This is a genomic window from Chelatococcus albus, assembly GCF_030067675.1.
Taxonomy (GTDB): domain Bacteria; phylum Pseudomonadota; class Alphaproteobacteria; order Rhizobiales; family Beijerinckiaceae; genus Chelatococcus_A; species Chelatococcus_A albus.
Genome location: NZ_JASJEV010000009.1, coordinates 82,155 through 106,039 on the forward strand (window position 1 = coordinate 82,155; position 23,885 = coordinate 106,039).

The 23,885-nt window shown below is 69.5% G+C and carries 19 protein-coding genes; 8 read left to right on the forward strand and 11 right to left on the reverse strand.

The window, feature by feature from the left end; translation table 11 throughout:
* The first annotated feature begins 233 nt into the window (after nucleotides 1–233).
* Nucleotides 234–1,472, forward strand: a complete 1,239-nt coding sequence (locus tag QNA08_RS14435; protein ID WP_283741432.1) for an ABC transporter substrate-binding protein — start codon at nucleotides 234–236, stop codon at nucleotides 1,470–1,472.
* Between the two features lie 52 nt (nucleotides 1,473–1,524).
* Here QNA08_RS14435 and argE read toward each other — a convergent pair whose 3' ends face one another.
* A complete protein-coding gene (argE, locus tag QNA08_RS14440; protein WP_283741433.1) occupies nucleotides 1,525–2,688 on the reverse strand; it encodes an acetylornithine deacetylase in 1,164 nt (387 codons plus the stop codon).
* 20 nt (nucleotides 2,689–2,708) lie between these two features.
* Nucleotides 2,709–3,656: a LysR substrate-binding domain-containing protein gene (locus QNA08_RS14445; protein WP_283741434.1), complete on the reverse strand. Its 948-nt coding sequence runs from the start codon at nucleotides 3,654–3,656 to the stop codon at nucleotides 2,709–2,711.
* A 280-nt stretch (nucleotides 3,657–3,936) separates the two neighbouring features.
* On the opposite strand from QNA08_RS14445, the gene QNA08_RS14450 reads away from it, so the two are divergent.
* From QNA08_RS14450 to QNA08_RS14470, 5 genes are all read left to right on the forward strand, one after another.
* Complete coding sequence (locus QNA08_RS14450) at nucleotides 3,937–5,532, forward strand: ABC transporter substrate-binding protein (RefSeq protein ID WP_283741435.1); 1,596 nt, start codon at nucleotides 3,937–3,939, stop codon at nucleotides 5,530–5,532.
* Between the two features lie 383 nt (nucleotides 5,533–5,915).
* Nucleotides 5,916–6,887, forward strand: coding sequence for an ABC transporter permease (locus tag QNA08_RS14455; RefSeq protein WP_283741436.1), 972 nt, complete (start codon nucleotides 5,916–5,918; stop codon nucleotides 6,885–6,887).
* Nucleotide 6,888: 1 nt separating this feature from the next.
* Complete coding sequence (locus QNA08_RS14460) at nucleotides 6,889–7,827, forward strand: ABC transporter permease (RefSeq protein ID WP_283741437.1); 939 nt, start codon at nucleotides 6,889–6,891, stop codon at nucleotides 7,825–7,827.
* 40 nt (nucleotides 7,828–7,867) lie between these two features.
* Nucleotides 7,868–8,854, forward strand: coding sequence for an ABC transporter ATP-binding protein (locus tag QNA08_RS14465; RefSeq protein WP_283741438.1), 987 nt, complete (start codon nucleotides 7,868–7,870; stop codon nucleotides 8,852–8,854).
* Entirely contained in the window at nucleotides 8,851–9,861 is a 1,011-nt protein-coding gene (locus QNA08_RS14470; protein ID WP_283741439.1) for an ABC transporter ATP-binding protein, read from the forward strand. Before QNA08_RS14465 ends, QNA08_RS14470 begins: the two co-directional genes overlap by 4 nt.
* A 48-nt stretch (nucleotides 9,862–9,909) precedes the next feature.
* On the opposite strand, the gene QNA08_RS14475 is transcribed toward QNA08_RS14470, so the two are convergent.
* The 5 genes from QNA08_RS14475 to QNA08_RS14495 form a co-directional block, all read right to left on the reverse strand.
* Entirely contained in the window at nucleotides 9,910–10,689 is a 780-nt protein-coding gene (locus QNA08_RS14475) for a hydroxypyruvate isomerase family protein (protein WP_283741440.1), read from the reverse strand.
* Between the two features lie 77 nt (nucleotides 10,690–10,766).
* Nucleotides 10,767–11,417 (reverse strand): 3-oxo-tetronate 4-phosphate decarboxylase, encoded by a 651-nt coding sequence (otnC, locus tag QNA08_RS14480; protein WP_283741441.1) that lies wholly within the window; start codon nucleotides 11,415–11,417, stop codon nucleotides 10,767–10,769.
* A complete protein-coding gene (otnK, locus tag QNA08_RS14485; RefSeq protein ID WP_283741485.1) occupies nucleotides 11,414–12,706 on the reverse strand; it encodes a 3-oxo-tetronate kinase in 1,293 nt (430 codons plus the stop codon). The genes otnC and otnK overlap by 4 nt, the downstream gene beginning before the upstream one ends.
* Before the next feature lie 183 nt (nucleotides 12,707–12,889).
* Nucleotides 12,890–14,098, reverse strand: coding sequence for an acyl-CoA dehydrogenase family protein (locus tag QNA08_RS14490; RefSeq protein WP_283741442.1), 1,209 nt, complete (start codon nucleotides 14,096–14,098; stop codon nucleotides 12,890–12,892).
* A gap of 43 nt (nucleotides 14,099–14,141) precedes the next feature.
* Nucleotides 14,142–14,915 carry an SDR family NAD(P)-dependent oxidoreductase gene (locus tag QNA08_RS14495; RefSeq protein ID WP_283741443.1) on the reverse strand — a complete coding sequence of 258 codons (774 nt, stop codon included), beginning with the start codon at nucleotides 14,913–14,915 and terminating at the stop codon, nucleotides 14,142–14,144.
* A gap of 86 nt (nucleotides 14,916–15,001) precedes the next feature.
* On the opposite strand from QNA08_RS14495, the gene QNA08_RS14500 reads away from it, so the two are divergent.
* Nucleotides 15,002–15,745, forward strand: a complete 744-nt coding sequence (locus QNA08_RS14500; RefSeq protein ID WP_283741444.1) for an FkbM family methyltransferase — start codon at nucleotides 15,002–15,004, stop codon at nucleotides 15,743–15,745.
* On the opposite strand, the gene QNA08_RS14505 is transcribed toward QNA08_RS14500, so the two are convergent.
* The 4 genes from QNA08_RS14505 to QNA08_RS14520 all read right to left on the reverse strand — a co-directional run bounded on the left by QNA08_RS14505 (nucleotide 15,735) and on the right by QNA08_RS14520 (nucleotide 22,217).
* Nucleotides 15,735–17,459: an adenylate/guanylate cyclase domain-containing protein gene (locus tag QNA08_RS14505; RefSeq protein WP_283741445.1), complete on the reverse strand. Its 1,725-nt coding sequence runs from the start codon at nucleotides 17,457–17,459 to the stop codon at nucleotides 15,735–15,737. The genes QNA08_RS14500 and QNA08_RS14505 overlap by 11 nt on opposite strands.
* Nucleotides 17,456–18,874: an adenylate/guanylate cyclase domain-containing protein gene (locus QNA08_RS14510; protein WP_283741446.1), complete on the reverse strand. Its 1,419-nt coding sequence runs from the start codon at nucleotides 18,872–18,874 to the stop codon at nucleotides 17,456–17,458. The genes QNA08_RS14505 and QNA08_RS14510 overlap by 4 nt, the downstream gene beginning before the upstream one ends.
* Nucleotides 18,875–18,996: 122 nt before the next feature.
* Complete coding sequence (locus tag QNA08_RS14515) at nucleotides 18,997–19,440, reverse strand: Crp/Fnr family transcriptional regulator (RefSeq protein ID WP_283741447.1); 444 nt, start codon at nucleotides 19,438–19,440, stop codon at nucleotides 18,997–18,999.
* On the reverse strand, nucleotides 19,437–22,217 hold the full coding sequence (locus QNA08_RS14520; RefSeq protein WP_283741448.1) for an ABC transporter transmembrane domain-containing protein: 2,781 nt from the start codon (nucleotides 22,215–22,217) through the stop codon (nucleotides 19,437–19,439). The genes QNA08_RS14515 and QNA08_RS14520 overlap by 4 nt, the downstream gene beginning before the upstream one ends.
* 357 nt (nucleotides 22,218–22,574) lie before the next feature.
* Between QNA08_RS14520 and QNA08_RS14525 the strand changes: the two genes are divergently transcribed.
* Nucleotides 22,575–23,834, forward strand: a complete 1,260-nt coding sequence (locus QNA08_RS14525; RefSeq protein ID WP_283741449.1) for a glycosyltransferase family protein — start codon at nucleotides 22,575–22,577, stop codon at nucleotides 23,832–23,834.
* Nucleotides 23,835–23,885 lie beyond the last annotated feature (51 nt).

The following is a 23,885-nucleotide window of genomic DNA, read 5'->3' on the forward strand; positions in this document are numbered from 1 at the left end:
GCCGCGCCTTCCCGATCACCCGCATCGGTTCCGGGTCCCGGGCCCCTCGCGCCGCTCGGCCCCGGGATAACGGGGAGGGCTCAGCGGATGCCATGGGAGGCCGATCCCCCCGCACCGCCCGGCGAGGGCCTTCACAACCGAGATATTTCAAGCCTAAATTATTTTCGCCATTCGGGTGCGGGTTTCGGCGCAACAAGATTTCAGCCGGTCCGCGCCTCCAGGGAGGAGCCTCGATGACACGTCTCGCCAAGTCCGCTGGCGCCAAGTCCGCTGGCGCCAAGTCCGCTGGTATCAAGACCGCCGGTCTCTTCGGCGCCGGCCTCACTGCCGCGCTTCTCGCCAGCACGGGGCTCGCCGTGGCCCAGACGCCGGGCAAGGTGAAGATCGGGGTCGTCTCGACCCTGTCGGGTCCCTCCGCCGTGCTCGGCCAGCACCTGCGCGACGGCTTCGCCCTGGGCGTGAAGTCGCTCGGGGGCAAGCTCGGCGGGCTCGAGGCGGAGGTCGTCGTGGTCGACGACGAGCTGAAGCCGGACGTGGCCGTCAACAAGGTCAAGGGCCTCATCGAGCGCGACAAGGTCGACTTCGTGGTCGGCGTCGTCTTCTCCAACGTGCTCATGGCCGTGCACAAGCCGGTGGTCGAGTCCCAGACCTTCTTCATCGGCACCAACGCCGGCCCCTCACCCGCCGCCGGCAAGGCCTGCAGCCCCTATTTCTTCTCGACCGCCTACCAGAACGACCAGAACCACGAAGTTCTCGGCCAGCACGCGCAGGACCAGGGCTACAAGCGCGTCTTCCTGCTCGCGCCGAACTATCAGGCCGGCAAGGATTCGCTCGCCGGTTTCAAGCGCTACTTCAAGGGCGAGGTGGTGGACGAGGTCTATACGCCCCTCAACCAGCTCGACTTCTCGGCCGAACTCGCCAAGATCGCCGCGGCCAAGCCTGACGCCGTCTTCGCCTTCATGCCCGGCGGCATGGGCGTCAATCTCGTCAAGCAGTACAAGCAGGCGGGGCTTGCCGGCAACGTGCCCTTCCTCTCCGCCTTCACCGTGGACGAGACGACGCTGCCGGCGACACAGGATGCGGCCGTGGGCCTCTTCTCCGGCGCTCAATGGGCGCCCGGTCTCGACAATGCCCAAAGCAAGGCCTTCGTCGGCGCCTTCGAGAAGGAATACGGCTACGTGCCGGCCATGTACGCCGCCAACAGCTACGACGCCGCCCTCCTCATCGATGCGGCGATCAAGGCGACCGGCGGCGACCTGAAGGACAAGGCCAGGCTCGGCGAGGCGCTGAAGACCGCGAAATTCGCCTCGGTGCGCGGCAAGTTCGCCTTCAACAGCAACCAGTTCCCGAAACAGGATTTCTATCTGGTGAAGGTGGAGAAGCGCGCCGACGGCAAGTTCGAGACGGCGCCGGTCAAGACCGTGTTCAAGGACTACGGCGACGTCTACGCCAAGGACTGCACCATGAAGTGACCCTTGCCCCGGAGCCTGCCTGCGCGGGCTCCGGGCACCGTATTCCGCGCGGTCAGCGCGCCCGGCAGTGCTCGATGAGCCGCCCGACGAAGGCGGCGCAGCGCTCGAGCTCCGCAACCTCGATGAACTCGTCCGGCTTGTGCGCTTCCCCGATCGAGCCGGGACCGACGATGATCGAGGGGATGCCGGCCATGGCGTCGAAAAGCCCGGCCTCCGTGCCGTAGGCCACCTTGGCGTGGTCGTTGCGGCCGGCGAGCGCCTTGGCAAGCGTCGTCACCTCGGCGTCCGGTGCCGTATCGAGACCGGGAAAGCCGGCATAGACATCGAAGTCGAAGCCCGCCTCCGGGGCAACCGCTCGCATGCGTGGCTCGAGCTCCTCGCGGGCATGGGCGATGATGCGGTTGACGATCGCATCAGGATCGTCCGCCCCGACCGAGCGCACCTCGAACAGGATCTCGCAGGAGTCGGCCACGATGTTGAGTGCGGTGCCCCCGGTGAGCACGCCGACGTGGGCCGTGGTGAAGGGCACGTCGTAGAGTGCGTCGCGCGCGCCGCCCGCGGCGAACTCATCGGCGATGTCGCGGATCCTGGCGACGAGGCGGGCGCCCCACTCAACCGCGTTGACGCCCTGCGGCGCGAGCGAGGAATGGCAACCGCGCCCGCGCACGTGCACCTTGACGCTGCGCTTGCCCTTGTGGCCGAGCACGACCTGCATGGAGGTGGGCTCGCCGATGAAGGCGGCGCGCGGCTTCACCGGCTGACGGGAGAGCCTCTCGAGGAGGCCCCGCACGCCGACGCAGCCCACCTCCTCGTCGTAGGAGAAGGCGAGGTGGATGGGCGCCGCGAGCCCGCCCGCCCGCATCTGCGGCACCATGGCGAGGCAGACGGCGAGGAAACCCTTCATGTCGCAGGCGCCGCGACCGTAGAGGCGCCCGTCGCGCTCGGTGAGCGTGAAGGGATCGTTCGTCCACTCCTGCCCGTCGACGGGCACGACGTCGGTATGGCCCGACAGGACGTAGCCCGGCACGTCCGCGGGGCCGATCGTCGCCCAGAGGTTCGCCTTGCTTCCGGTCGAATCGTAGATCCGCTCCGACGCCACGCCGTGACGGGCGAGGTACTGCTCCATCCAGGCAATGAGGGCGAGATTGGAATTGCGGCTCGTCGTGTCGAACGACACGAGCGCGGACAGGATGTCCGTGATGGCGGCAGTGGTCATGCAAGGCTCCGGAGGGACCGTCAGCGGATCACCGTGACGTAGGGGTTGTCCGGCTGTTCTGCGCGGATGAGGTCGGCGAAGCGCCGGGCGGCCGGCAGGCTCGCGCCCGTCGACGGCAGGAAGAACGCCGTCTCGTAGGCGATGGCCGGGTCGAACGGCCGGAAGACTAGGTCGCCCTCCTCGACCAGGGCGAGCGGGAAGGGATTGATGATGGTGAGGCCGACGCGGGCGCGCACCAGCTCGGCCACGAAGGTGGAGGTCGTCGCCTCGGCGACGATGCGCGGCTCGATGCCGGCATCGGCGAAGGCGCGGTCGAGCTGGGCGCGCGAGGAGAAGCGCCGCGTCACCGCGATCATCGGCTCCCCGGCGAGGTCGGCGGGCCGGATCAACGCCCGCTCGGCTAGCGGATGCCCGGCCCACAGGGCGCAATGGGCGATCGACACGCAGAAGACGTCCGGGCGCACGCCCGCATGGGCAAAGGAGGATTCGACGAGGCCGATGCCGAGGTCGACGCTGCCGTCGGCCACCGCCGCCACGACGTCCGCGCCACGCCCGATCTCCATGAGCACGCGCGTCTCGGGCTCGAGCGCCGCAAAGCGCGCGATGAAGGGCGCGAGAAAGCTGTGGGCGATGGTGGGCGCCGCCGAGACCCGCAGGAGGCCGCCGGCGTGCGGCGCATGCGGCCAGTTCTCGAGCCGCGCGATCGCGGCGAGGATGGGCGCTGCCTCCGCATCGAGCGACAGGGCATCGGCGGTCGGCACCAGGCGCCCGCCGTCGCGCTCGAACAGGATGCGGCCGAGTCTCGCCTCGAGCGAGGCAATGGTGCGCGACACGGCCGGCTGCGACACGCCTAGCCGCTGGGCCGCGGCAGTCGTCTTGCGCGTCAGCACGACGGCATGGAGGACTTCGAGTTCACGCAGGCTCGGCCGGGTCGAGCGCGCCTGACCCAGACTATCCGGATCGAGCATAGCGGTATGTCGTGAGGTTATGTTGTTGGATCGTGACAATGATCAATCGGCATAATAGCGTTGTGCCCCAGCCGATCAAGCGAAGTGCCGCGCCCGACGCACAGTGGTGACCTGCGCCGGGCGCGGTGCTTTGCATCCCGGCGCCGGGGCAGGATTGGCCGAGGTGGAAGCGTTTCCGGCCTCGACACCGGCTCCGATCAGTCGAGAGGGAGCGGCAGGGGGCCGATGCACGCGATCGGGCCAGCTCCGCTCCACGCAAGAACGTCTGAAGGGGAATGGGATGAAGAAACTGGGCACCGTGGCGCTGGCGCTGCTGCCGCTCGCGGCAGGCGCGGCCTCCGCGCAGGAGCTGAAGATCGGCGTCGCCTCGGAGGCGACCTCGATCGACCCGCATTTCCACAACGTTGGCCAGAACAACGCGCTGCGCCGGCACATCTTCGAGGGCCTGGTCACCACCGACCAGAACCAGAAGCTCGTGCCTGCCCTCGCCGAATCGTGGAAGGCCGTTGACGACACGACCTGGGAGTTCAAGCTCCGGCCGAACGTCAAGTTCTCGAACGGCACGCCCTTCACGGCGACAGACTTCGTCTACACGCTCTGCCGCGTGCCCACCGTCGAGAACTCGCCCTCGTCCTTCACGGTCTTCACCCGTGGCTTCGAGACGGTGGAGACGCCCGATCCCCTGACGGTCCGCATCAAGACCACGACGCCGCAGCCCCTGCTGCCGACGAACATGACGACGATCGGCATCCTCTCCGCCAAGGTCTTCGGCGGCGAGAACGTCAAGTGGGGCAAGACGGCTTGCGAGAACCTCGGCACCGTGCCGAAGTCCTCCGACTTCAACAGCCCCGAAAAGGCCATCGGCACGGGCGCCTACAGGCTCGTCGAATATACCCGCGGCACCCATGTCGTGCTCGAGCGCAACGAGGACTACTGGGGCACGAAGCCCGAGTGGAAGCGGGTGACCATGCGCCCGATCACCAGCGCCGGCCCGCGCGTCGCCGCCCTCCTCGCCGGTGACGTCGACCTGATCGAGAACCCGCCGATCCAGGACTTCGCCAAGATCAAGGAGAGCGGCTTCACGGTGGCCATGGGCCTGTCGAACCGCGTCATCTACATCCATCTCGACAGCTTCGCCGAGCCGACGCCGGGGGTGAAGGGAGCGGAGAAGAACCCCTTCAAGGACCCGCGCGTCCGCCTCGCCCTGTCGAAGTCGATCAACCGCGAGGCCATCGTCGAGCGCATCATGGGCCGCGTCGCCCAGCCGGCGGGCGAGCTTCTGCCCCATCCGCTCTTCGGCACGCGCAAGGATGCCAAGCCCGTGGCCTTCGACCCGGACGGCGCCAAGAAGCTCCTCGCCGAGGCGGGCTACCCGAACGGCTTCGAGCTCGTGCTCGGCAGCCCGAACGACCGCTACATCAACGACGAGAAGGTGGCGCAGGCGGTGGCCCAGATGTTCACGCGCATCGGCGTCAAGACGACCGTCGATTCGATGACGGCCTCGACCTTCTTCGGCAAGCGCAACAAGCACGAGTTCTCGGCCTATCTCGCTGGCTGGGGCGCCGATTCGGGCGAGATGTCGAACCCCCTCACGGCGCTCGTCATGACACCCAACAAGGAGACCGGGGCCGGCAACACCAACTACGGCCGCTACTCCAACAAGGAGCTCGATGCCCTCGTCACCGAGGCCAAGAGCACCATCGACGACAAGAAGCGCGAGGCGCTCCTGCACAAGGCCTCCGACGTGCTCGAGAAGGACGCGGGCATCATTCCGCTGCACTTCGAGGTGACGCCGTGGGCCTTCAAGAAGGGCCTCATCTATGCGCCGCGCGTCGACCAGTACACGATGGCGACCGAGGTCAAGTCGTCGAAATGAGCGGCTGAGGATCGCGGTGCGGTCTTGCGGAACCCGCTCCCGCAAGGCCGCACCCGCGTCGTCCCTTCACGCGTCGAAGCCCCGCAGGCAGCGGCGTCGCGCCGCAGTGACCCGGGGCCGAGGCTCGTGGGATGGGCCGGCTCCCCTCCCCGCCGGCCGAAGAGCGGGGAGCGGGCGTCCGGCCCAGGCAGCGCCTCCGCTCTGGCGGGCTTCCGCCCGGCGCGCGCCCCGCACGCGGGGAAAGACCGGTGCCGCGCATCGCGCCCGCGACCGGGCCGAGCGATCGGCGCAAGACCGCAACCTGAAGGCCCAACAGTCGACGGTAGTCGCAAGAGGCACTGGCGAGCGCCGCTCGCCCGTGCCGTCATCGGAAAGCACGCGTCATGCTCGTCTACATCATCCGGCGCCTCGGCCAGTCCGCGCTTGTCATCGCCGTGATGGCGACGCTCGTCTTCGTCGCCGTCTATGCCGTGGGCAACCCGGTCGACATCCTGGCGAGCCCGCAGGCCGACCAGCAGGAGATCGAGGCCATCACCCGCCGCCTCGGCCTCGACCGGCCGCTCTACGAGCAATATGGCCTCTTCGTCTGGAACGCACTGCACGGCGACCTCGGGCGCTCCTTCGTCTACAACGAGCCGGCGGTGCAGCTCATCCTCAAGCGCCTGCCCGCCACCTTCGAGCTCGCCATGACGGCGCTCGTCATTGCGGTGGGCGTCGGCATTCCGCTCGGCCTCTACGCCGGCCTGAAGCCGAACTCCCTCGGCGGCCATTCGGTCATGGCCGGCTCCATCCTCGGCTTCAGCCTGCCGAACTTCTGGCAGGGCCTGATGCTCGTGCTCCTCTTCTCGGTCGTCCTCGGCTGGCTGCCGGCCGGCGGCCGCGGCCAGACGGTGGAGATCCTCGGCCTGCCGGTCAGCTTTCTCACCGTCGACGGCTTGCAGCACCTGCTCTTGCCGGCGTTGAACCTCGCCCTCTACAAGATGGCGCTCGTCATCCGCCTCACCCGTGCCGGCGCGCGCGAGGTCATGCTGCAGGACTACGTGCGCTTCGCCCGCGCCAAGGGCCTGAGCCAGGCGCGCGTCATCGGCGTGCACGTGCTCAAGAACATCCTCATTCCCGTGGTGACGGTGCTCGGCCTCGAGCTCGGCTCGATGATCGCCTTCGCCGTGGTGACCGAGACGGTCTTCGCCTATCCGGGCATGGGCAAGCTCCTGATCGACTCGATCTCGCGCCTCGACCGGCCGGTGATCGTCGCCTACCTCATGATGACGGTGGTGATCTTCGTGGTGATCAACCTCGTCGTCGATCTCATCTACGCCGCGATCGACCCGCGCGTGCGCCTGTCGGAGGCCTGAGATGAGCGATCACGCCGAAACCACAACCTTGGCCGCCGAGGCCGCCGTGGCCGCCACGCCGGACAAGGGCGAGAGCCTGCTCGCACGGCACGTCGCGGCCTTCTTCGAGAGCCCCCTGGCCGTCGCCGGCCTCGTGACGCTCCTCGCCATGGTGCTTCTCGCCCTGCTCGCGCCCTTCATCGCGCCGCAGAACCCCTACGACCTGTCGCAGCTCGACATCATGGACGGAACGCTCGCGCCCGGCGCCAAGAGCCTGGCCGGCTATACCTTCTGGCTCGGCACGGACGAGCAGGGGCGCGACATGCTCTCGGGCATCCTCTACGGGCTCAGGATCTCGCTCGGCGTTGGGGCCGTCTCCACCGTCATCGCCTGCGCCCTCGGTGCCTCGATCGGCGTCGTCGCGGCCTATGCCGGCGGGCGCGTCGACACCCTCGTCATGCGCGTCGTGGACCTGCAGCTCTCCTTCCCGGCGATCCTCGTCGCCCTCGTGCTGCTCGCCGTCTTCGGCCGCGGCGTCGACAAGGTGGTCATCGCCCTCGTCATCGTGCAATGGGCCTATTACGCCCGCACGGTGCGCGGCTCGGCCCTCGTCGAGCGCCGGCGCGAATATATCGAGGCGGCGCGCTGCCTCGCCCTGCCGAAGAACCGGGTCGTCTTCCGGCATCTCCTGCCGAACTGCCTGCCGCCGCTCATCGTCGTGGCGACGGTGCAGGTGGCCCATTCCATCGCGCTTGAATCGACGCTGTCCTTCCTCGGCGTCGGCGTGCCGGTGACGGAGCCCTCCCTCGGCATGCTGATCGCCAAGGGCTACGACTACCTGCTCTCGGGCAAGTACTGGATCTCGACCTTCCCCGGCGTCGCGCTCGTCCTCGCCATCGTCGCCATCAACCTGGTGGGCGACCGCCTGCGCGACGTGCTGAACCCGAGGCTGTCGCGGTGATGCTGCACGCGGCCGATCGCACCGCGACGGGAGATCTCACATGACATCCCAACCCATCCTCGAAGTCCGCGACCTCGTCGTCGAGTTCGCCACCCGCGACGGGGTGCTCACGGCCATCAATGGCGTGAGCTTCCACGTCGATCGCGGCGAGGTGCTCGGCCTCGTTGGCGAATCGGGCTCCGGCAAGTCGGTGACCGGGCTTGCCATTCTGGGTCTCATCGACGCCCCCGGGCGCATCGCCTCGGGCTCCATCCTGCTCGAAGGCGAGGATCTGACGCGGATGCGCGAGGCGCAGCTGCGGCGCCTGAGGGGCAAGCGGCTCGCCATGATCTTCCAGGATCCGATGACGACGCTCAATCCGGTGCTGCGTGTCGACACCCAGATGATCGAGGCGATCACCGCCCACGAGAAGGTGTCGCACAAGGCCGCGCGCGCCAAGGCGCGCGACGCGCTGGCCAAGGTCGGCATCCCCTCGCCCGACGAGCGCCTCGCCTCCTATCCGCACCAGTTCTCCGGCGGCATGCGCCAGCGCGTGGCCATCGCGATCGCCCTCCTGCACCGGCCTGCCCTCCTGGTGGCGGACGAGCCGACGACCGCCCTCGACGTCACCATCCAGGCCCAGATCCTGTCCGAGGTGCAGACACTCGCCCAGGAGGCGGGCACCGCGCTCGTCTGGGTGACGCACGACCTGTCGGTGGTCGCCGGCCTCGCCGACCGCGTCGCCGTCATGTACGCCGGGCGCATCGTCGAGCAGGGCAGCGTCGCCGACGTGCTGGAGAACCCGGCCCACCCCTACACCGCCGGGCTCATCGGTTCCGTGCCGAGCCGCAACCGGCGCGGCGTGCCGCTCTCGCAGATCCCGGGCATGACGCCCTCCCTCGCCAAGCTGCCACCCGGCTGCGCCTTCGCCCCGCGCTGCGCGCGCGCCGACGCCGGATGCCGCAACGACCCGCCGGTCGTCGCCTTCGGCACGGCGCGCATGCACCGTTGCTTCCACCCGCTCGTGACCGCGGAGGCCGCCGCGTGACCACTCCCATCCTGTCGCTCGAAGGCGTGTCGAAGCGCTTCGTCAAGCCGCTCGACACCGCCCAGAAGATCGCCCGGCTCCTCGGCTCGCGGCTCGAAGCCCAGGTCGTGCGCGCCGTCGACGGCATCGACCTTGAGATCGCCGAGGGCGAGGTCGTCGGCCTCGTCGGCGAGTCGGGCTGCGGCAAGTCCACCCTCGGACGCGTCGTCGCCGGCATCTATCCGCCGAGCGAGGGCACGGTCCGCTACAAGGGTGCCGACACCGCCACCCTGCACGGCCGCGAGCGGCGGGCGGCGGAGCTCGCCGTGCAGATGGTCTTCCAGGACCCGATGGCCTCGCTCAACCCCCGCCTGCGCGTCGTCGACATCATCGGCGAGGCGCCGGTGGTGCACGGCCTCGTCACGCGCCGCGACGTCGATGCCTACGTCTGCGAGGTCATGACGCGCGTCGGCCTCGATCCGGCGACGCGCAAGCGCTATCCGCACCAGTTCTCGGGCGGCCAGCGGGCGCGCATCGGCATTGCCCGGGCGCTCGCGGTCAATCCCAAGGTCGTGGTCTGCGACGAATCGACGGCGGCCCTCGACGTGTCGATCCAGGCGCAGGTGCTCAACCTGTTCATGAAGCTGCGCGAGGAGCTCGGCCTCACCTATCTCTTCGTCAGCCACGACCTCGGCGTGGTGGAGCACATCGCCGACCGTGTCGCCGTGATGTACCTCGGCCGCATCGTCGAGCTCGCGCCGGCGGAAGAGCTCTTCCGCAAGCCGAACCACCCCTACACCCAGGCCCTCCTCGCCGAGGTGCCGCGGCTCGAGCCGAAGAAGAAGACCTTCTCGGCGCTCAAGGGCGAGCTGCCCTCGCCGCTCCACCCGCCGTCGGGCTGCCATTTCCATCCGCGCTGCCCCTTCGCCATGCCCCGCTGCAAGGCAGAGAAGCCCATGCTGAAGGAGGTCGCGCCCGGGCGCTTCTCGACCTGCCACCTCAATGACGAGCCGGCGAAGGCGGCCTGACGGCGAGACATCGGAATGCGGGAGAGTTCACCGCCGCAGCGGGCTCTCTCACGCCACTCCGAGGGCCCTCATCCAGCCGAGCCCGTCCTCCGTGCGGCCGCGCGGCCTGTATTCGAGGCCGATGGGCTCGTGATAGCCGATCGCCTCCAGCGCGTCGAAGATCGCGCGGTAGGCGACCTCGCCCTCGTCCGGCTCGTGGCGGGAAGGAACGGCGGCGATCTGCACGTGGCCGATGACATCCCGGTGCCTTTCCAGGCGGCGGATCAGGTCTCCCTCCATGATCTGCACATGGTAGACATCGAAGAGGAGCTTCACGTTAGCCTCGCCGACGCGGGCGATGAGGTCGGCGATCTCGTCCGAGCGCGACACGAGATAGTCCGGCTTGTCGCGCACGTTGAGCGGCTCGAGCAGGATGGTGACGCCCGCCGCCGCGGCCTCGCGCGCCGCCCGGCGGATGTTCGCCACATAGGTGTCGAGCGCCGCCGCCCGGGCCTCCGGCGCAACCACGCCGGCCATGACGTGGATCTTCCCCGTGCCCAGCGCCTGCGCATAGGCGAGTGCGTCGCTCCAGTGCACCGCGAAATCGGCCTCGCGCCCTGGCATGCCGGCAAGCCCCCACTCGCCGCGCGCCACGTCGCCCGGCGCCGTGTTGAGACCCGTCATGGCAACGCCCGCCCGCGCAAGCCGCTCCCTCAGGACGGGAATCGGGAACTCGTAGGGAAAGTGGCATTCGACCTTGTCGAAGCCCGCCGCCTTCGCCGCGTCGATGCGGTCGAGAAACGGCCGGTCGGCGAAGAGGAAGGCGATGTTTGCGGAGAAGCTCGGCATGGGGCGTCCGTCGATCGGGAGTGGGCGGTGGTTCCGGCGCGCCGGCCGTCGGCCAAGCCGGAGGTGCTGCGGTCTGCCTAGCGCGGCGGGCTGAAGACACGCTCCAGTTCCTCGATTTGCGCCGCATCGAGGCGCCGCGCCGGCTGACCGCGCAGGACGAGGACGAGTTTCGCCGTCTCCTCCAGTTCCTCGGCAGCGTAGACGGCCGTCTCCACGTCCTTGCCCGCCACCACGGGGCCGTGGTTGGCGAGGAGGACGGCGGCGTGGCTGCCGCCCAGCGCGCGGATCATGTGGCCCATGCGCGGGTCGCCGGGACGCACGTAGGGCAGCAGCTTCACGCGCCCGACGCGCATGACGACATAGGGCGTGAGCGGAGGAATGCAGTCGTCCGGATCGGTGTCGGCGAGGCAGGAGATCGCCGTGGCATAGGTCGAATGCAGGTGCACCACGGCGCCGGTGCCCGGCCGCGTCTCGTAGAAGGCGCGATGCAGGAAGACCTCCTTCGAGGGCGGGTCGCCGGCGATGTGCCGCCCGTCCCGATCGAGCTTGGCGATGCGCGCGGGGTCGAGGAAGCCGAGGCAGGCATTCGTCGGCGTGACGAGCAGCCCGTCTTCCACCGCGGCGCTGATGTTGCCCGAGGAGCCGACGGTGAAACCCCGCTCGAACATCGAGCGCGCGAAACGCACGATCGTCTCGCGCGTGCGCGCTTCGCTCGCCGCCCCGCTCATGCGGCCTCTCCGCGCGCCGGCGCGCCGCCCAGCACGGCGAGCGCCTTCGAGAAGAAATCTTCCGCCCCGAAGTTGCCGGACTTCAGCGCCAGCGCCAGCGGCTTCTCGCCGTCGGCGACGAGCGCCGGCACGCCCGGATCGATCTCCGGGCCGATGGCGAGCGCATCGAGCCCGAGCGCCGAGACGACCGCCCCGGACGTCTCGCCGCCGGCAACGACGAGGCGGCGGATACCGCCGGCGACGAGGGCTCGTGCCGTCTCGGCGAAGAGCCCGTCGAGCCTCGTTGCCACGGCCTCGCGGCCATGCGCCGCCTGTAACCTGGCCACCTTCTCGGGCGATGCCGAGGAGAAGACGAGGGGCGCCCTGCCCGCGTGCCCGCGGACGAAGGCCACGAGGTCGGCAACCGCGACGCGCCCGGCCATCACGGCATCGACGTCGATGGGGAGGACCGGATGACCGGCGCGGTGCCGCTCGATCTGGGCGAGGGTCGCGCGCGAGCAGGATCCGGCGAGGATCGCCTCCGGCCCGCCCACGCCGATGAACGCGGGGCGCCGGCCGCTCGCGAGCCCCGCTGCGATGAAGTTCTGCGGCAGGCCGAGCGCGATCCCCGAACCGCCGGTGACGAGCGGCGCCTCGGCAGAGGCGGCGCCGATGGCGACGAGGTCCTCGTCCGAAAGCGCGTCGACGATCACGAGCCGTTCGCCGCGTGTGGCCGCGGCCGCGAGCGCGGCGCGGATCGCGTCGCTCCCGCGACGCACCGTGCCCCAGTCGACGAGGCCGACCGGCTCCTCGCACTGGCGCGCCAGCCAGCGGCGGATGTCGGCATCGGTCATGGGATTGAGCGGGTGGTGCTCCAGGCCCGACTCGTTGAGGAGCCGGTCGCCGACAAAGAGATGGCCGCGGTAGACCGTCCGCCCCGTCGTCGGAAAGGCCGGGCAGGCGACGACCCCTTGCGCCCCGAGAGCCTTCGCCAGCGCCTCGCCCACCGGGCCGATGTTGCCCGCCGGCGTCGAGTCGAAGGTCGAGCAGTATTTGAAGACGATCTGCCGGCAGCCCTGAGCCCGCAGCCAGGCGAGCGCGGCCAGCGACTGGGCGACCGCCTCGGCCACCGGGATCGACCGGCTCTTGAGCGAGACGACTCCTGCCTCGCAATCGACCGCGGCGGGGCGGGAGGGAACGCCGAGGAACTGGGTGGTCGCGAGACCGCCGCTGCCGGGCAGGCCCTTGGCCAGGGTGTTGGCGATGTCGCTCGCCCCCGTGAAGTCGTCCGCGATCACGCCGAGCAGCATGCGTTTCACCCCGTCATCCCTGTATGCAGAGCACAGAATGTATGCTCCCTCCCCCGTGCTCAAGCCGCCGCCGGCGAAACGGGCGATGCGCCTTGCGCATGACGACTTGCCCCGGCCGGCCGGCAGGTTCTGCAAGGCGCCCGCTGCGACCCGACCGGCAGCGACGCGAACCCGCCGGCGCGCTCACCCTTCCGCTACCGGCCAGGACCAGAAGTCGCGGCCACGCTCGTTCAGGAAGCGGTTGAGCACCATGCGGTGCACCTCGCTCGCACCGTCCACGAGCCGCGCCTGACGGGCGTAGCGGTAGATCCATTCGAGCACAGTGTCCTTGGAATAGCCGCGGGCGCCGTTGAGCTGGATGGCGACGTCTGCAGCCTCGTGCAGCGTGTCGGCGACGTGGATCTTCGCCATGGAGATCTCGCTGCGGGCGAAGCCCCCGCGGTCGAGTTCCCAGGAGGCCTTCATGACGAGCAGGCGGCCGATCTCGATGTTCATGGCGAGCCGGCCGAGCATCATCTGCACGCTCTCGCGGTCGGCGAGCCGCACGCCGAAGCTCTGGCGCTCGGCGACATAGGCCTGCGCGATCTCCACGCAGCGCTTGGCAAGTCCGAGCCATCGCATGCAATGGGTGAGCCGCGCCGGGCCGAGGCGGATCTGCGTTACCTTCAGGCCATCGCCGTCGCCGAGAAGCACGTTCTCGGCCGGGATCCGCAGGCCGTCGAATTCCAGCTCGCAATGGCCGCCGTGCTCCTCCGGGCCCATGATCGCGATGCGCCGCAGAATGCGCCAGCCGGGGTCATCCCTGTGGAACAGGAAGGCAGTAAGGCCGCGGCGCGCGTCGTCGGAGGTGCGGGCGATCAGGATGAAATGCGCCGCCTCCTCGGCCCCGGTGATGAACCACTTGCGGCCGTGCACGACGTAGGCGTCGCCGCGCCGCTCCGCCCGCGTGCGGATCATCGTGGGATCCGAGCCCCCGCCGGGATGCGGCTCGGTCATGGCGAAGGCGGAGCGCACGGCCCCCTCGGCCAGTGGCCTCAGCCAGCGCTCCTTCTGCGCCTCGGTACCAACCGCCTCCAGCAGCATCATGTTGCCATCGTCCGGGGCGGCGCAGTTGAAGACCACGGGGCCGAAGAGCGAGCGGTTCATCGCCTCGTAGCAGGCCGCCATGCCGACCTTGCCGAGGCCCTGCCCGCCCCACTCCGGCGAAAGCTGCAGGCACCACAGGCCCTCGGCCCTCGCCTTGTCCCGCAACTCGTCGAGCAGTTCGAGACGGATATTCTCGTGTTCGTCGTAGCTCGCCGGATGCGGCTCGAGCGGGATGAGCTCGCGCTCGACGAAGTCGGCGATGCGGGCTCGCAAGTCGTCGACCTCGGGAGAGATGGTGAAGTCCATGGCGTGTCACCTCCATCGGAGCGCTTGTCCCCGAACTCCCCCGTCACAGCGACGACACGAGATGACCGCCGTCGACGGTCACCACGGAGCCGGTCATCCAGGCGGAAGCATCGGTCGCTAGCAGAAGAAAGGGGCCGTCGAGGTCGTCCGGCGTGCCGGCGCGGCGCATGGGGATGCGCTTGAGGAGCGCCTGGCCCGCCTCGCTCGCCAGGAAGCCGGCGTTGATGTCGGTCTCGATGTAGCCCGGGGCGAGCGCGTTGACGCGGATGCCGTGCCGCGCCCACTCGAGCGCCAGCGTCTTGGTCATCTGCACGACGCCCGCCTTCGACACACAGTAGGGCGCCACGTGGCCTGCGACCCGCAGCCCGAGGATCGAGGCGATGTTGACGATCGTTCCGCCCCTTCCCGCCGCGCGCCAGCGTCGCGCGGCCTCGGTCGCCACGAGCCAGACGCCCCGCAGGTTCGTCGCCATCACGGCATCGAAGTCGCTCGCCGCGGTCTCGACGGCCGCACGTCCTTCCCCGCCGATGCCAGCGTTGTTCACCACGACGTCCAGGGGCCCGACGGCATCCTCGGCCGCGCTGAGGGCTGCGGCAACGGAGACCTCGTCCGCCACATCGAGATCGACGGCGACGGCGGCCGCCGCGCCGAGCCCGCCGAGGTCTGCCACCAATGCGTCGAGCCGTGCGCGCCGGCGGGCGCCGACCACGACGGCGGCGCCGTGGCGCGCGGCGAGCGTGGCGAAATGGGCGCCGAGACCGCCCGAGGCGCCGGTGACGAACAACCGCTTGCCCCGCAGCCGCGCGCCCAGATCCATGACCGCCCCCTCGCCCCGCGCCGGAGCAGGGCCTATCTCTCGTGTTCCGCAGGAGGAGGCTCGCCTTGGGTGCACGAGAGGTCAAGATGGGCGCTGTCGCCCTCGCGGTCGCCGATGACCAGCCGACCTATTGGGACCGCGTCGCCGCCGGCCTCTGGGAACCCGGCACCCTGGCCGTGCTCGATCGCTGGCTCGATGGCGACACCGTCTTCGTCGACCTCGGTGCCTGGGTCGGGCCGACCGCGCTCTATGCCGCAGCCCTTGGCGCGCGCGTCTTCGCCGTGGAGGCGGATCCGGCGGCGCTCGATCAGCTCGCGCGCAATCTCGCCGCCAATCCGACGCTCGCCGAGCGCATCACGGTGATCGACCGCGCCATCCATCCCCATGCCGGCACCGTGACCTTCGGTGCCCGACGCAAGCCCGGTGATTCGATGTCGAGCCTGCTCCTCGCCGGCGCGCCCACGACCTGGTCGGCCGAGACGATCACGCCGGCCGAACTGGCGGCCCTGCTGCCGTGCGACGGTCGGCGCTTCGTCAAGATCGACATCGAAGGGGCGGAATACGATCTCCTGCCCCATCTCGGCCCGCTCATGGACCGATCGGAGGCGGCGGTCCTTCTGTCCCTGCATCCGGGGATCCTCGCCGCCGGCCGCGGCCTCGACGCCAATGAGATCATACGCAGGACGGCGGCTGCTCTTGCACCCTTCCGCGGCTGGGGCGCCCACGCCGTGACAAGCGCCGGCGCCGAATGGCGCACGGACGATGCCGCCAGCCTCGACCCGCGACGCGAAGTCCCGGAAACGGACGAGTGGCTCCTCGTCAGGTGCTGACGACCTTCTTCGCAGGCGCCTCCGCGAGGAGCGCGAAATCCGGCACGACATAGACATGGATCCGCTCCCTGCGGCCGCGCACGGCGATCTCGTGCACGTCGCAGCCGGGCAGCGCAAAGCCCGACCCCTTGAGTGTCGCCTCGGACACGACGGCGAGGGAGCCATAGTCCTTCGTCAAGGTCTCGAGCCGGCTTGCGATATTGACCGTGTCGCCGAGGGCAGTGAGCGCGGCATCGGTTCCCCCGGCAGCGGCCGACCCGACACGGCCGAGGACCGCAGGGCCGGTGTGGATGCCGATTCCCATCCGCAGGGGCTGCGGCAGGGTCATGGCGAACTCGGCGTTGAGCTCGGCAAGCGCCGCCTGCATGGCGCGCGCAGCGACGATGGCGTCACGGCTGCCGGCCCCTGGGGCCGGATCGACGCCGAAGAGGGCCATGATGCCGTCGCCCAGGAACTTGTCGACCATCCCGCCGCTGCCGCGAATGATCTCCCCCATCACCTCGAAATAGCGGTTGAGCAGGAACACGGAGTCGTAGGGATAGAGCTGTTCCGCGAGCGTCGTGAAGGCGCGCAGGTCCGCGAACATCACCGTCACGCGTCGCTCGACGCCCCAGCGATAGGGGTCGCGGGCGCGCCCGGTCGGCTCCGCTGGCACAACGGGCACGAGCTTGCGCACCGTCACGTCACGTTGCGGCCTGATCTGGCAGGCGAGGCGCACGCCTTCGGGCGCGCTGATGCGCGCGAGTGCCGCCGCCTCGGCCCCTTCGGCCGCCGGGAACTGGTCAGCGCCGTCGGTCACCAGCACACGGCAGGTGGTGCAGCGCCCCCGGCCGCCGCAGACCGAGGCGTGCGGAATGCCGTTCGCCCGACTGATCTCGAGGAGCGTCGGACCGGGACGGGCGCGGACGACCCTTCCCCCTGCGTAGCGCACGAGAAAGCCGCCCCCGAGCCGCGTGACCACGCGACGCGCCGCGATGGCGAGCACCGTCGCCAACGCCAGGGCGATGAGCAGGACATGGCCGCGGTTGATCATGCCTTGGGCGGCGAAGAATTGCTCGCGCGTCCAGGCTGGGGCCTCGAACTCGAACTCCTCCAGACGCCGTGCCGCCTCGATCCAGCCGGCCGTGGCCGTCACCGGCACGAGCACGGCAAGGCCGAGCAGCCAGGGCGCCCAACGCTCGTACCACGACTTGGTGTTGAGCCAGTGGTGAATGCCGATGCAGCCGTGCAGCCAGACGATGTAGAGCAGGAGCGTCTGTTGCAGCGCGGTCGACGGCCAGAGGATGCGCAGCTCGCGCGTATAGGTATCGTCGATGCCAAAGGCGAGGTTCATGCCACGCGTGGCGACCACATGCTGCATGAGCCACACCGGGATGAGCAGACCGAGGCCGATCTGCAGAGCCTCCCACAGCGGCATGCGCCAGGTGTTGCGCCGGACGAGCTTGAACAGGCCGAGCCCGACGTGGAGGACGAGCGCGCCGTAGAGCAGCACGGTGCCGGGCGGAGAGCGCCAGAAGGCACGCCGGACGGCCTGCGCAGCATCCATCCACGTGACGTCGACGAGCCCGAGCGCATGGTTGAGAAAATGGGTCGCCGCGAAGGCGAAGAGCACGAGACCCGAGGCGAGGCGCAGGCGCTGGCGGTCGATGCGCAGGCCCGCTCGCCCGGCTGCCGACACCGCCCTGTCCTCGTGGCGTTCCGCCGTCTCGGTCACGCCGGTCGCCCCCCTTCGAGCGCCGCGCCGTCGGCTCTGCTCCGGCCGCCATCCCGGCGCGGAAGATAGACCAGATCGAGGGGCTCTTCGATGCCCGGCACCTGCTCGCCGGGCGCTGCCGCAAATAGGGCCGCGCCGGCAAAGCCCTGCGCCTCTGCAAGGGTGAAGGTGTTCCTGTCGGTGACGGCGCGGGCACCGAGCCGGCGATTGTGCTTCTCAAGCTTGGTGACGCGGTTCACCGGCTCGCCGATCACCGTGAATTCCAGCCGGTCCCCATCGCCGACAGTCCCGAAGATCACTTGGCCGGCGGCGACGGCGATACCGATCTCGACCGGCTCCCTGCCCTCGGCCGCAAGCTCGGCGGCGAAGCGCTCGGCCTCGGCGTCGAGGTCGAGCATCGCCTGCAGGGCCTGGGCGGCTGCGGCCGCGCTCTCGTGGGCGCAGCCGAAGGTCGCGAGGATGCCGTCTCCAAGGAACTTGTCGATGGTGCCGCCGTGCGCCGTGATCACGGCTGTCATGCGGCGCTGGTAGGCGACGAGGAGGCGGATGACCTCGCTCGGCGGCAGACGGGCGGCAAGTGTCGTGAAGCCGCGGATGTCGGTCATCAGGATAGCCCCCGCGCGGGTCTCGCCGCGCCCGGGGGCAAGCTCCTCGGCACGCGTGATGCGCTCGGCGATCTCCGGGTCGAAGAAGCGCGACAGATCTTCGGTGACGGTGTGGCCGATGGCGGCCGTGAGCAGCGCCCGCCGCGCCCGCGCGATCGACAGGGTGAGCACGGCGGTGAAGAGGAGGATCGCGACGATCTTCTCAACCTCGGCGCCGATGAGCATCGCGTTCGAGGTCATGTAGACGACGAAGTCGCGGGTCACGGCGGAACGCGCATCGGTGAAGACGAGCCATGCCATCACGGCCCAGCCGATCGCGGCAGTCAGCCCGGCCATGACGACGACGCGCGGCTCGAAGCGCAGCGTGCGCACGGCGATGAGAAGGAATGTGAAAAGGAAGCTCGGCGCCTTGAGCGAGAACGCGGGAGGTTGCCAGTACTGCAGATGGAAGGTCCAGATGAGGCCGTAGAGAAGCGCGAAATCCGCCACGGTGAACAAGGTGACGGCGATGCCGTGCATGCGGCCGGTGTGCGCGAGCGTCAGGCGCAGCATGCCGAGCATCAGGCCGATGGAGACTGCGATCGGTACCGGGCGCAGCTCACTGACGGCGTCGAGCGCCTTCGGCGTCAGGAGATAGAGGAGGCCGAGCAGCAGCACGATGCCGAAGACGAGCCAGGCCGACAGGATCTCGGCCGCCTGTGTCTCGCCATCGACGATGGCCTGGACGCGTGCCGGCAGGCGGCCGAAGCGGCCGAAGAGCCTGCCCGCGAGACGCGCGCCGCGGCTGTCCTGCAGTTGCGAGAGCGTCATCCAGTCCGTCCACTCGGCGCGAATTGCGAGGCCAATCTACCGCGCGACGGTGCAAGCGACAGCAGCCATCGGGCAATCGTGATGCCGCGTGAGCTGCGGGGGCGGAGCGGACCGGGCCCGGCTCAGGAAGCGCGGCCAGCGAGTTGCGCGTTGGTGCGCTCCAGGCGCTTGGCGAGCTCGCGCATGACAGCGATGGACATCTGCGGGAATTGGCCGAGCAGCTCGAGAAACACGCGCTTGTCGATGCGCAGCGCGATGATGTCCGTATCGGCGAGCACGGTGGCGGAGCGCGGCGTCTCGGACAGGATGCCCATCTCGCCAACGAGATCGTTGCGGCCGAGCTCTGCGACCTTGATGACGCCCGTCGGGGCCTCGAGCATCACGTGCGCGCGGCCTTCGAGAATGACGTAGGCGGCGTCCGAAAGGTCGCCCTGGGAGAAGAAGCGCTGTCCCGGCGCGAAGGTCACGCGCTCGCTGGTGAAGGCGAGGAGCTTCAGGCGCGCGGGGTCGATGTCCTTGAACATCGGCACCTGCCGCAGGGACTGGACTTCGGTGTCGAGCGTCATGGCGTCTGCCTCTCAAACTCCGGTTCTGTTGTTGCCTTGTCGCTATCACGCAGAGGTTGCTGGACCGTGCCGGCGCCGACACCCGCCTCGCCGCCCTCGGCGGCGGGCGCCAGCGGCCCGCGGACCTGCTGCGGTCGGGGGCCCGTGAAGCGCACGAGGATATCGAAGTCGGCCGCCTGCGCCTCGTCGCGCAGGACGGCCACCAGACTGCGGCCGCGGTAGGCCTCGGTGATCGTGGCGAGGAGGCTTGCCGCCTGCGCGTCGCCGTAGGACGCGAGGGCGCCGTCGAGCACGAGGATGTCCGGTTGTTTCACCAGGCAACGCACGAGCGCGACGCTGGCGCGCTGCTGGGCCGTGAGCAGACGTCCGCCCGGCCCGACCTGGAAGTCGAGCCCCACCCGGGCGATGTCGTCGCGCATGCCGAGTTCGGAAATCACCTCGCCGGCGACCTTGGTCACCCGTTCGCGCGCATCCGCGATGCCGTGCGCCACGCGTCCGAAGAGGAGATTGTCCCGGAGCGGCGCGGCGCCGCACACGCGCTCGGCGTCGTAGAGCTCGACCTCCTGCTCCCAGAGTGTGCCGCGCAGCTCGCGGCGGAAGCGCATCCGCGCCTCCACGATACGCGCCTTCAGCACGTCGTCGATGAGCCCGAGGCGATGCCGCGGCTCGACATAGTCGAGCGGCAGGACGAGGAGGCGGTTGCGGTCCTCGCGGGTCAGGCCCGACGCCCGCCGCGTTGCCCAGCGACGCACGATGTCCTCGTATTCGGGCAGGTCGTCCGCCGCGATGAAGGAGAATTGCTCGAACAGCGGGTGCCCCGGCGGCAGGCCGCGGAAGATCTCCGTCATCGTCTGCGCGATGTCGCCCCCCATGCGCACGAGTTCGTCGGTGAGGTCCTCGGCGTCGAGCACGCGCCGCACCAGCGGATTGACGGCGCGAGCCCGCCCCGCAAAGGCGCCGCCCACCGACGCGCCGAACAGGAGGTTCTCGCCGATCGTCGCCTGGTTGTTGTAGCGCGCGGGATCGAAGGGCTCGACCAGCTGGCGCATGTCGCGGTCGGCAAGCTTGGCGCGCAGGAGGCCGCGGGCCTCGACGAGCTTTTCCGCGAGATGCGGATAGCGCGCCGGATCGACCCGGCCCGACAGGCCGAAACGATAGACGTCATCGCGCATGCCGACGAGCGCCAGCTCCTCGAGCAGCCGGTGATCGAGCTCGTCCGCACCCTCAAGGCCCAGGGCGGCGTAGTCGATCCATTCGTCGTCCGGGCTCGCCTCGGGGTTGCCGGTGCGCGAGGCCTCGAGCCGGCGCCGGCGCTGTTCCGCGTCGTCCCCAGCGGCCCCGGGGCGCACCGGCCTGTGGCGCAGCCCATAGACGAGGTTGTCCCGCAGGGTCCCCGGAAAGAGGATCGGATCGACACCCGCATAGGTGAGACGACGGCCCGTCACCGCTTCCGGCAGGCGCCTCAGATCCCGCCCGCCGATCGAGATCTGGCCGGTGAAATCGTCGATCCGCCGCGCCAGCACCCGCGCCAGCACGCTCGGGCCGCCGCCCCCGTCCCCGACGAGGGCGATCCGCGCCGGCAGGTCCCAGGCGAAGGACGCGCCCTCGACCAGCGGCGAGCCGTGGCTGTCCATGACCCGCAGGTCCTTGACCACGAGCGGGCCCCGCAGCGGCTCGGCATCGGCTTCGGCGCCGGCGAAGACCTCCTCGGGAATGAGGCGCTCGGGCGCGAACTGCTGCGTGATCTGATCGTACTTGATCTGCACGTCGAGGCGCTGCTGATCCCAGTCGATCAGTTCCTTGAGCGGCGGCGGCAGCTCGCGATAGGCGGCGATGACGGCGACAAGCTGGCCGATGTCGAGCTTGCCCTTGAGCGCGAAATAGCCGCCGACCGAGTAGAAGAAGAACGGCGTGATCTGCGCGAGCAGGTTGTTCAGGAACTTGACCGCGAACTTCCACTTGTAGATGCGGAAGCGCAGATCGAAGAGGTGGAAGAGCCGCTCGCCGATCTCGGCCTTCTCCCAGGCCGTGGCGTCGTGCACGTGCACGGCCTCCATGCCGTCGACGATCTCGCCGACGCGGCCTGCAAGCTTGCGTGAGGCGATCTGCCGCTCCTTGCCGAGACGCAGCTGTACGCGCCTGAGGCGCGGGATGACGACGAACTGGATGCCGACGATCGAGGCCGCGATGATGCCGAGCCAGACATTCTGCAGCAGGATGAAGAGCATCGCGGTCGCGGCCTGCGTGCCAAGGAACATCGGCTGGATGAAGGCATCGCCGATGAAGCCGCCGATGGGCTCGACCTCGTCCTTGATGATGGTTGCCGTCTCTGACGCCTTGACCGTGCGCAGCGTCTCGGGCGGGAATCTGAATGTCAGCGAGAAGAGATCGAAGCGCATGCGCCGCAGCATGCGCTCCCCCAGTGCTCCTTTCGCCACATTGATCCAGTATTTGAAGGCGCCATTGACGAGGACGAGCACCAGGAACAACGTCGACAGGCCGAACAGGAGGCCGAGCTGGCCGACCGTGAAGCCTTCGAAGAAGGTGACGCGCGGCCCGCCCCCGAAAAGGGCTGGAGGGGTCGCGCCGATCTCGAGAAAGGTCGCCGTCGCCCGGCCGTCCTTGAACGCGCCGCCTTGAATCGCTTCGTTGACGATGCGCTTGGGCAGGTCGAGGGACCAGAAATAGAACGGCAGCGACGCGAGGACCGCGGCAAAGATCACCAGCTGTTCGCGCCGCGTGTGTCGCCAGATGTAGCGAAAGAGGCTCTTCTCCAAGCCTTTCTCCTTGTCCGACCGCGGCCGTTCCAGCTCTTGGCGCCAGGCCGGGACCGGATCACGGCGCCTGCCAGAAAGGGGATGCGTCCCCAAATCGGCATGCTAGAAGATAGACGAGCACGCGGGAACGCTCCATAACCCGCCGCTCCGGTGGGCCACCCTGCCGCGGATCCCGTGCAGCGGTGGTGGCGCACATCGGTGACGGTCAGGGTACAGCTACTGGATTTCGGATCGGCTGCTCCGGCGATGGGTACCATTCTGCCGGCCCAGCGATCCATATGGCGTGGGTGAGGGGGTTCACGATCGCGGCACCTCCTTGCCCATTTCCTTGGGGGCACGGTTGCCAGGAGCCTGCCTATGGCGGCAGCGACGAGGGTAGAGGGGGCGGGATCGGCCGGCGGCGGGTCGGAGAGCGCGCGGGTGCTCATCTACAGCCACGACACGTTCGGGCTGGGGCATCTGCGCCGTTCGCGCGCCATCGCCAACGCGCTGGTGACGGACCGGCCCGGGGTATCCGTCGTCATCATCTCCGGCTCGCCGGTCATCGGCAATTTCGAGTTCGGCTCCGGCGTCGACTACGTGCGCGTGCCCGGCGTGGTGAAGCTGCCGAACGGTGACTATCGCAGCCTCAACCTCAACGTCGAGCTCGACGAGGCGGTCGGCCTGCGGGCGGCCATCATCCAGCAGACGGCCGACACCTTCGGCCCGGACCTCGTCATCGTCGACAAGGAGCCGACCGGCTTTCGCGGCGAGATCGTGCCGGCGCTCGAGCGGCTGAAGGAGCGGGGCACGCGCATCGTGCTCGGCGTGCGGGACGTCATGGACGAGCCGGCGCTGCTCGTGCCCGAGTGGGAGCGCAAGGGCGCGGTCGACGCCCTCGCCGCCTATTACGACGAGACCTGGGTCTACGGTCTCAGGGAGATCTACGAGCCGCTGTCGGGCCTCGCCCTGCCTGGAGAGGTCCGACAGCGCATCGCCTATACCGGCTACCTGCGGCGCAGCCTGCCGCAGGAGCCCGGGTTCATGCGCTATCCCAAGAGTACCAAGGGCCCCTTCATCCTGCTGACGACGGGCGGCGGCGGCGACGGAGACGACCTGATCGACTGGGTGATCTCCGCCTACGAGACCGATGCCGGTCTCGACCTGCCGGCCGTGATCGTCTTCGGCCCCTTCATCAACCGCGACCGGCGGCGCAGCTTCGCCGAGCGCATCGCCCGGCACCCGAAGCTCGACGCCATCGCCTTCGACACCAAGCTCGAATATCTCATGAACCGGGCCACGGCGGTGGTGGCCATGGGCGGCTACAACACCTTCTGCGAGGTGCTGTCGCTCGACAAGCCGGCCCTGATCGTGCCGCGCACGAGCCCGCGGCTCGAACAATACATCCGGGCCATGCACGCCGAGCGCCTGGGCCTCGTGCGCATGCTCGTCGACGACGAGGCCGAGCGCGATCCGGCCCGCATGGCGGCGGCCCTGCGGGCATTGCCGGCGCAGAAGCGCCCCTCGCAGGTCATCGTGCCGGGTCTCCTCGACGGGCTCGACGTCATCCAACGGCGTTTCGCCGGCTGGCTGGCCGAGCGCCCCCGCCGCATCGCCATAAGTGAGGCCGCAGAGTGAGCGCGCGTCCTCGCTGCCCGTTGGCGGCCCACCGCTGTCGACCATCCGCGG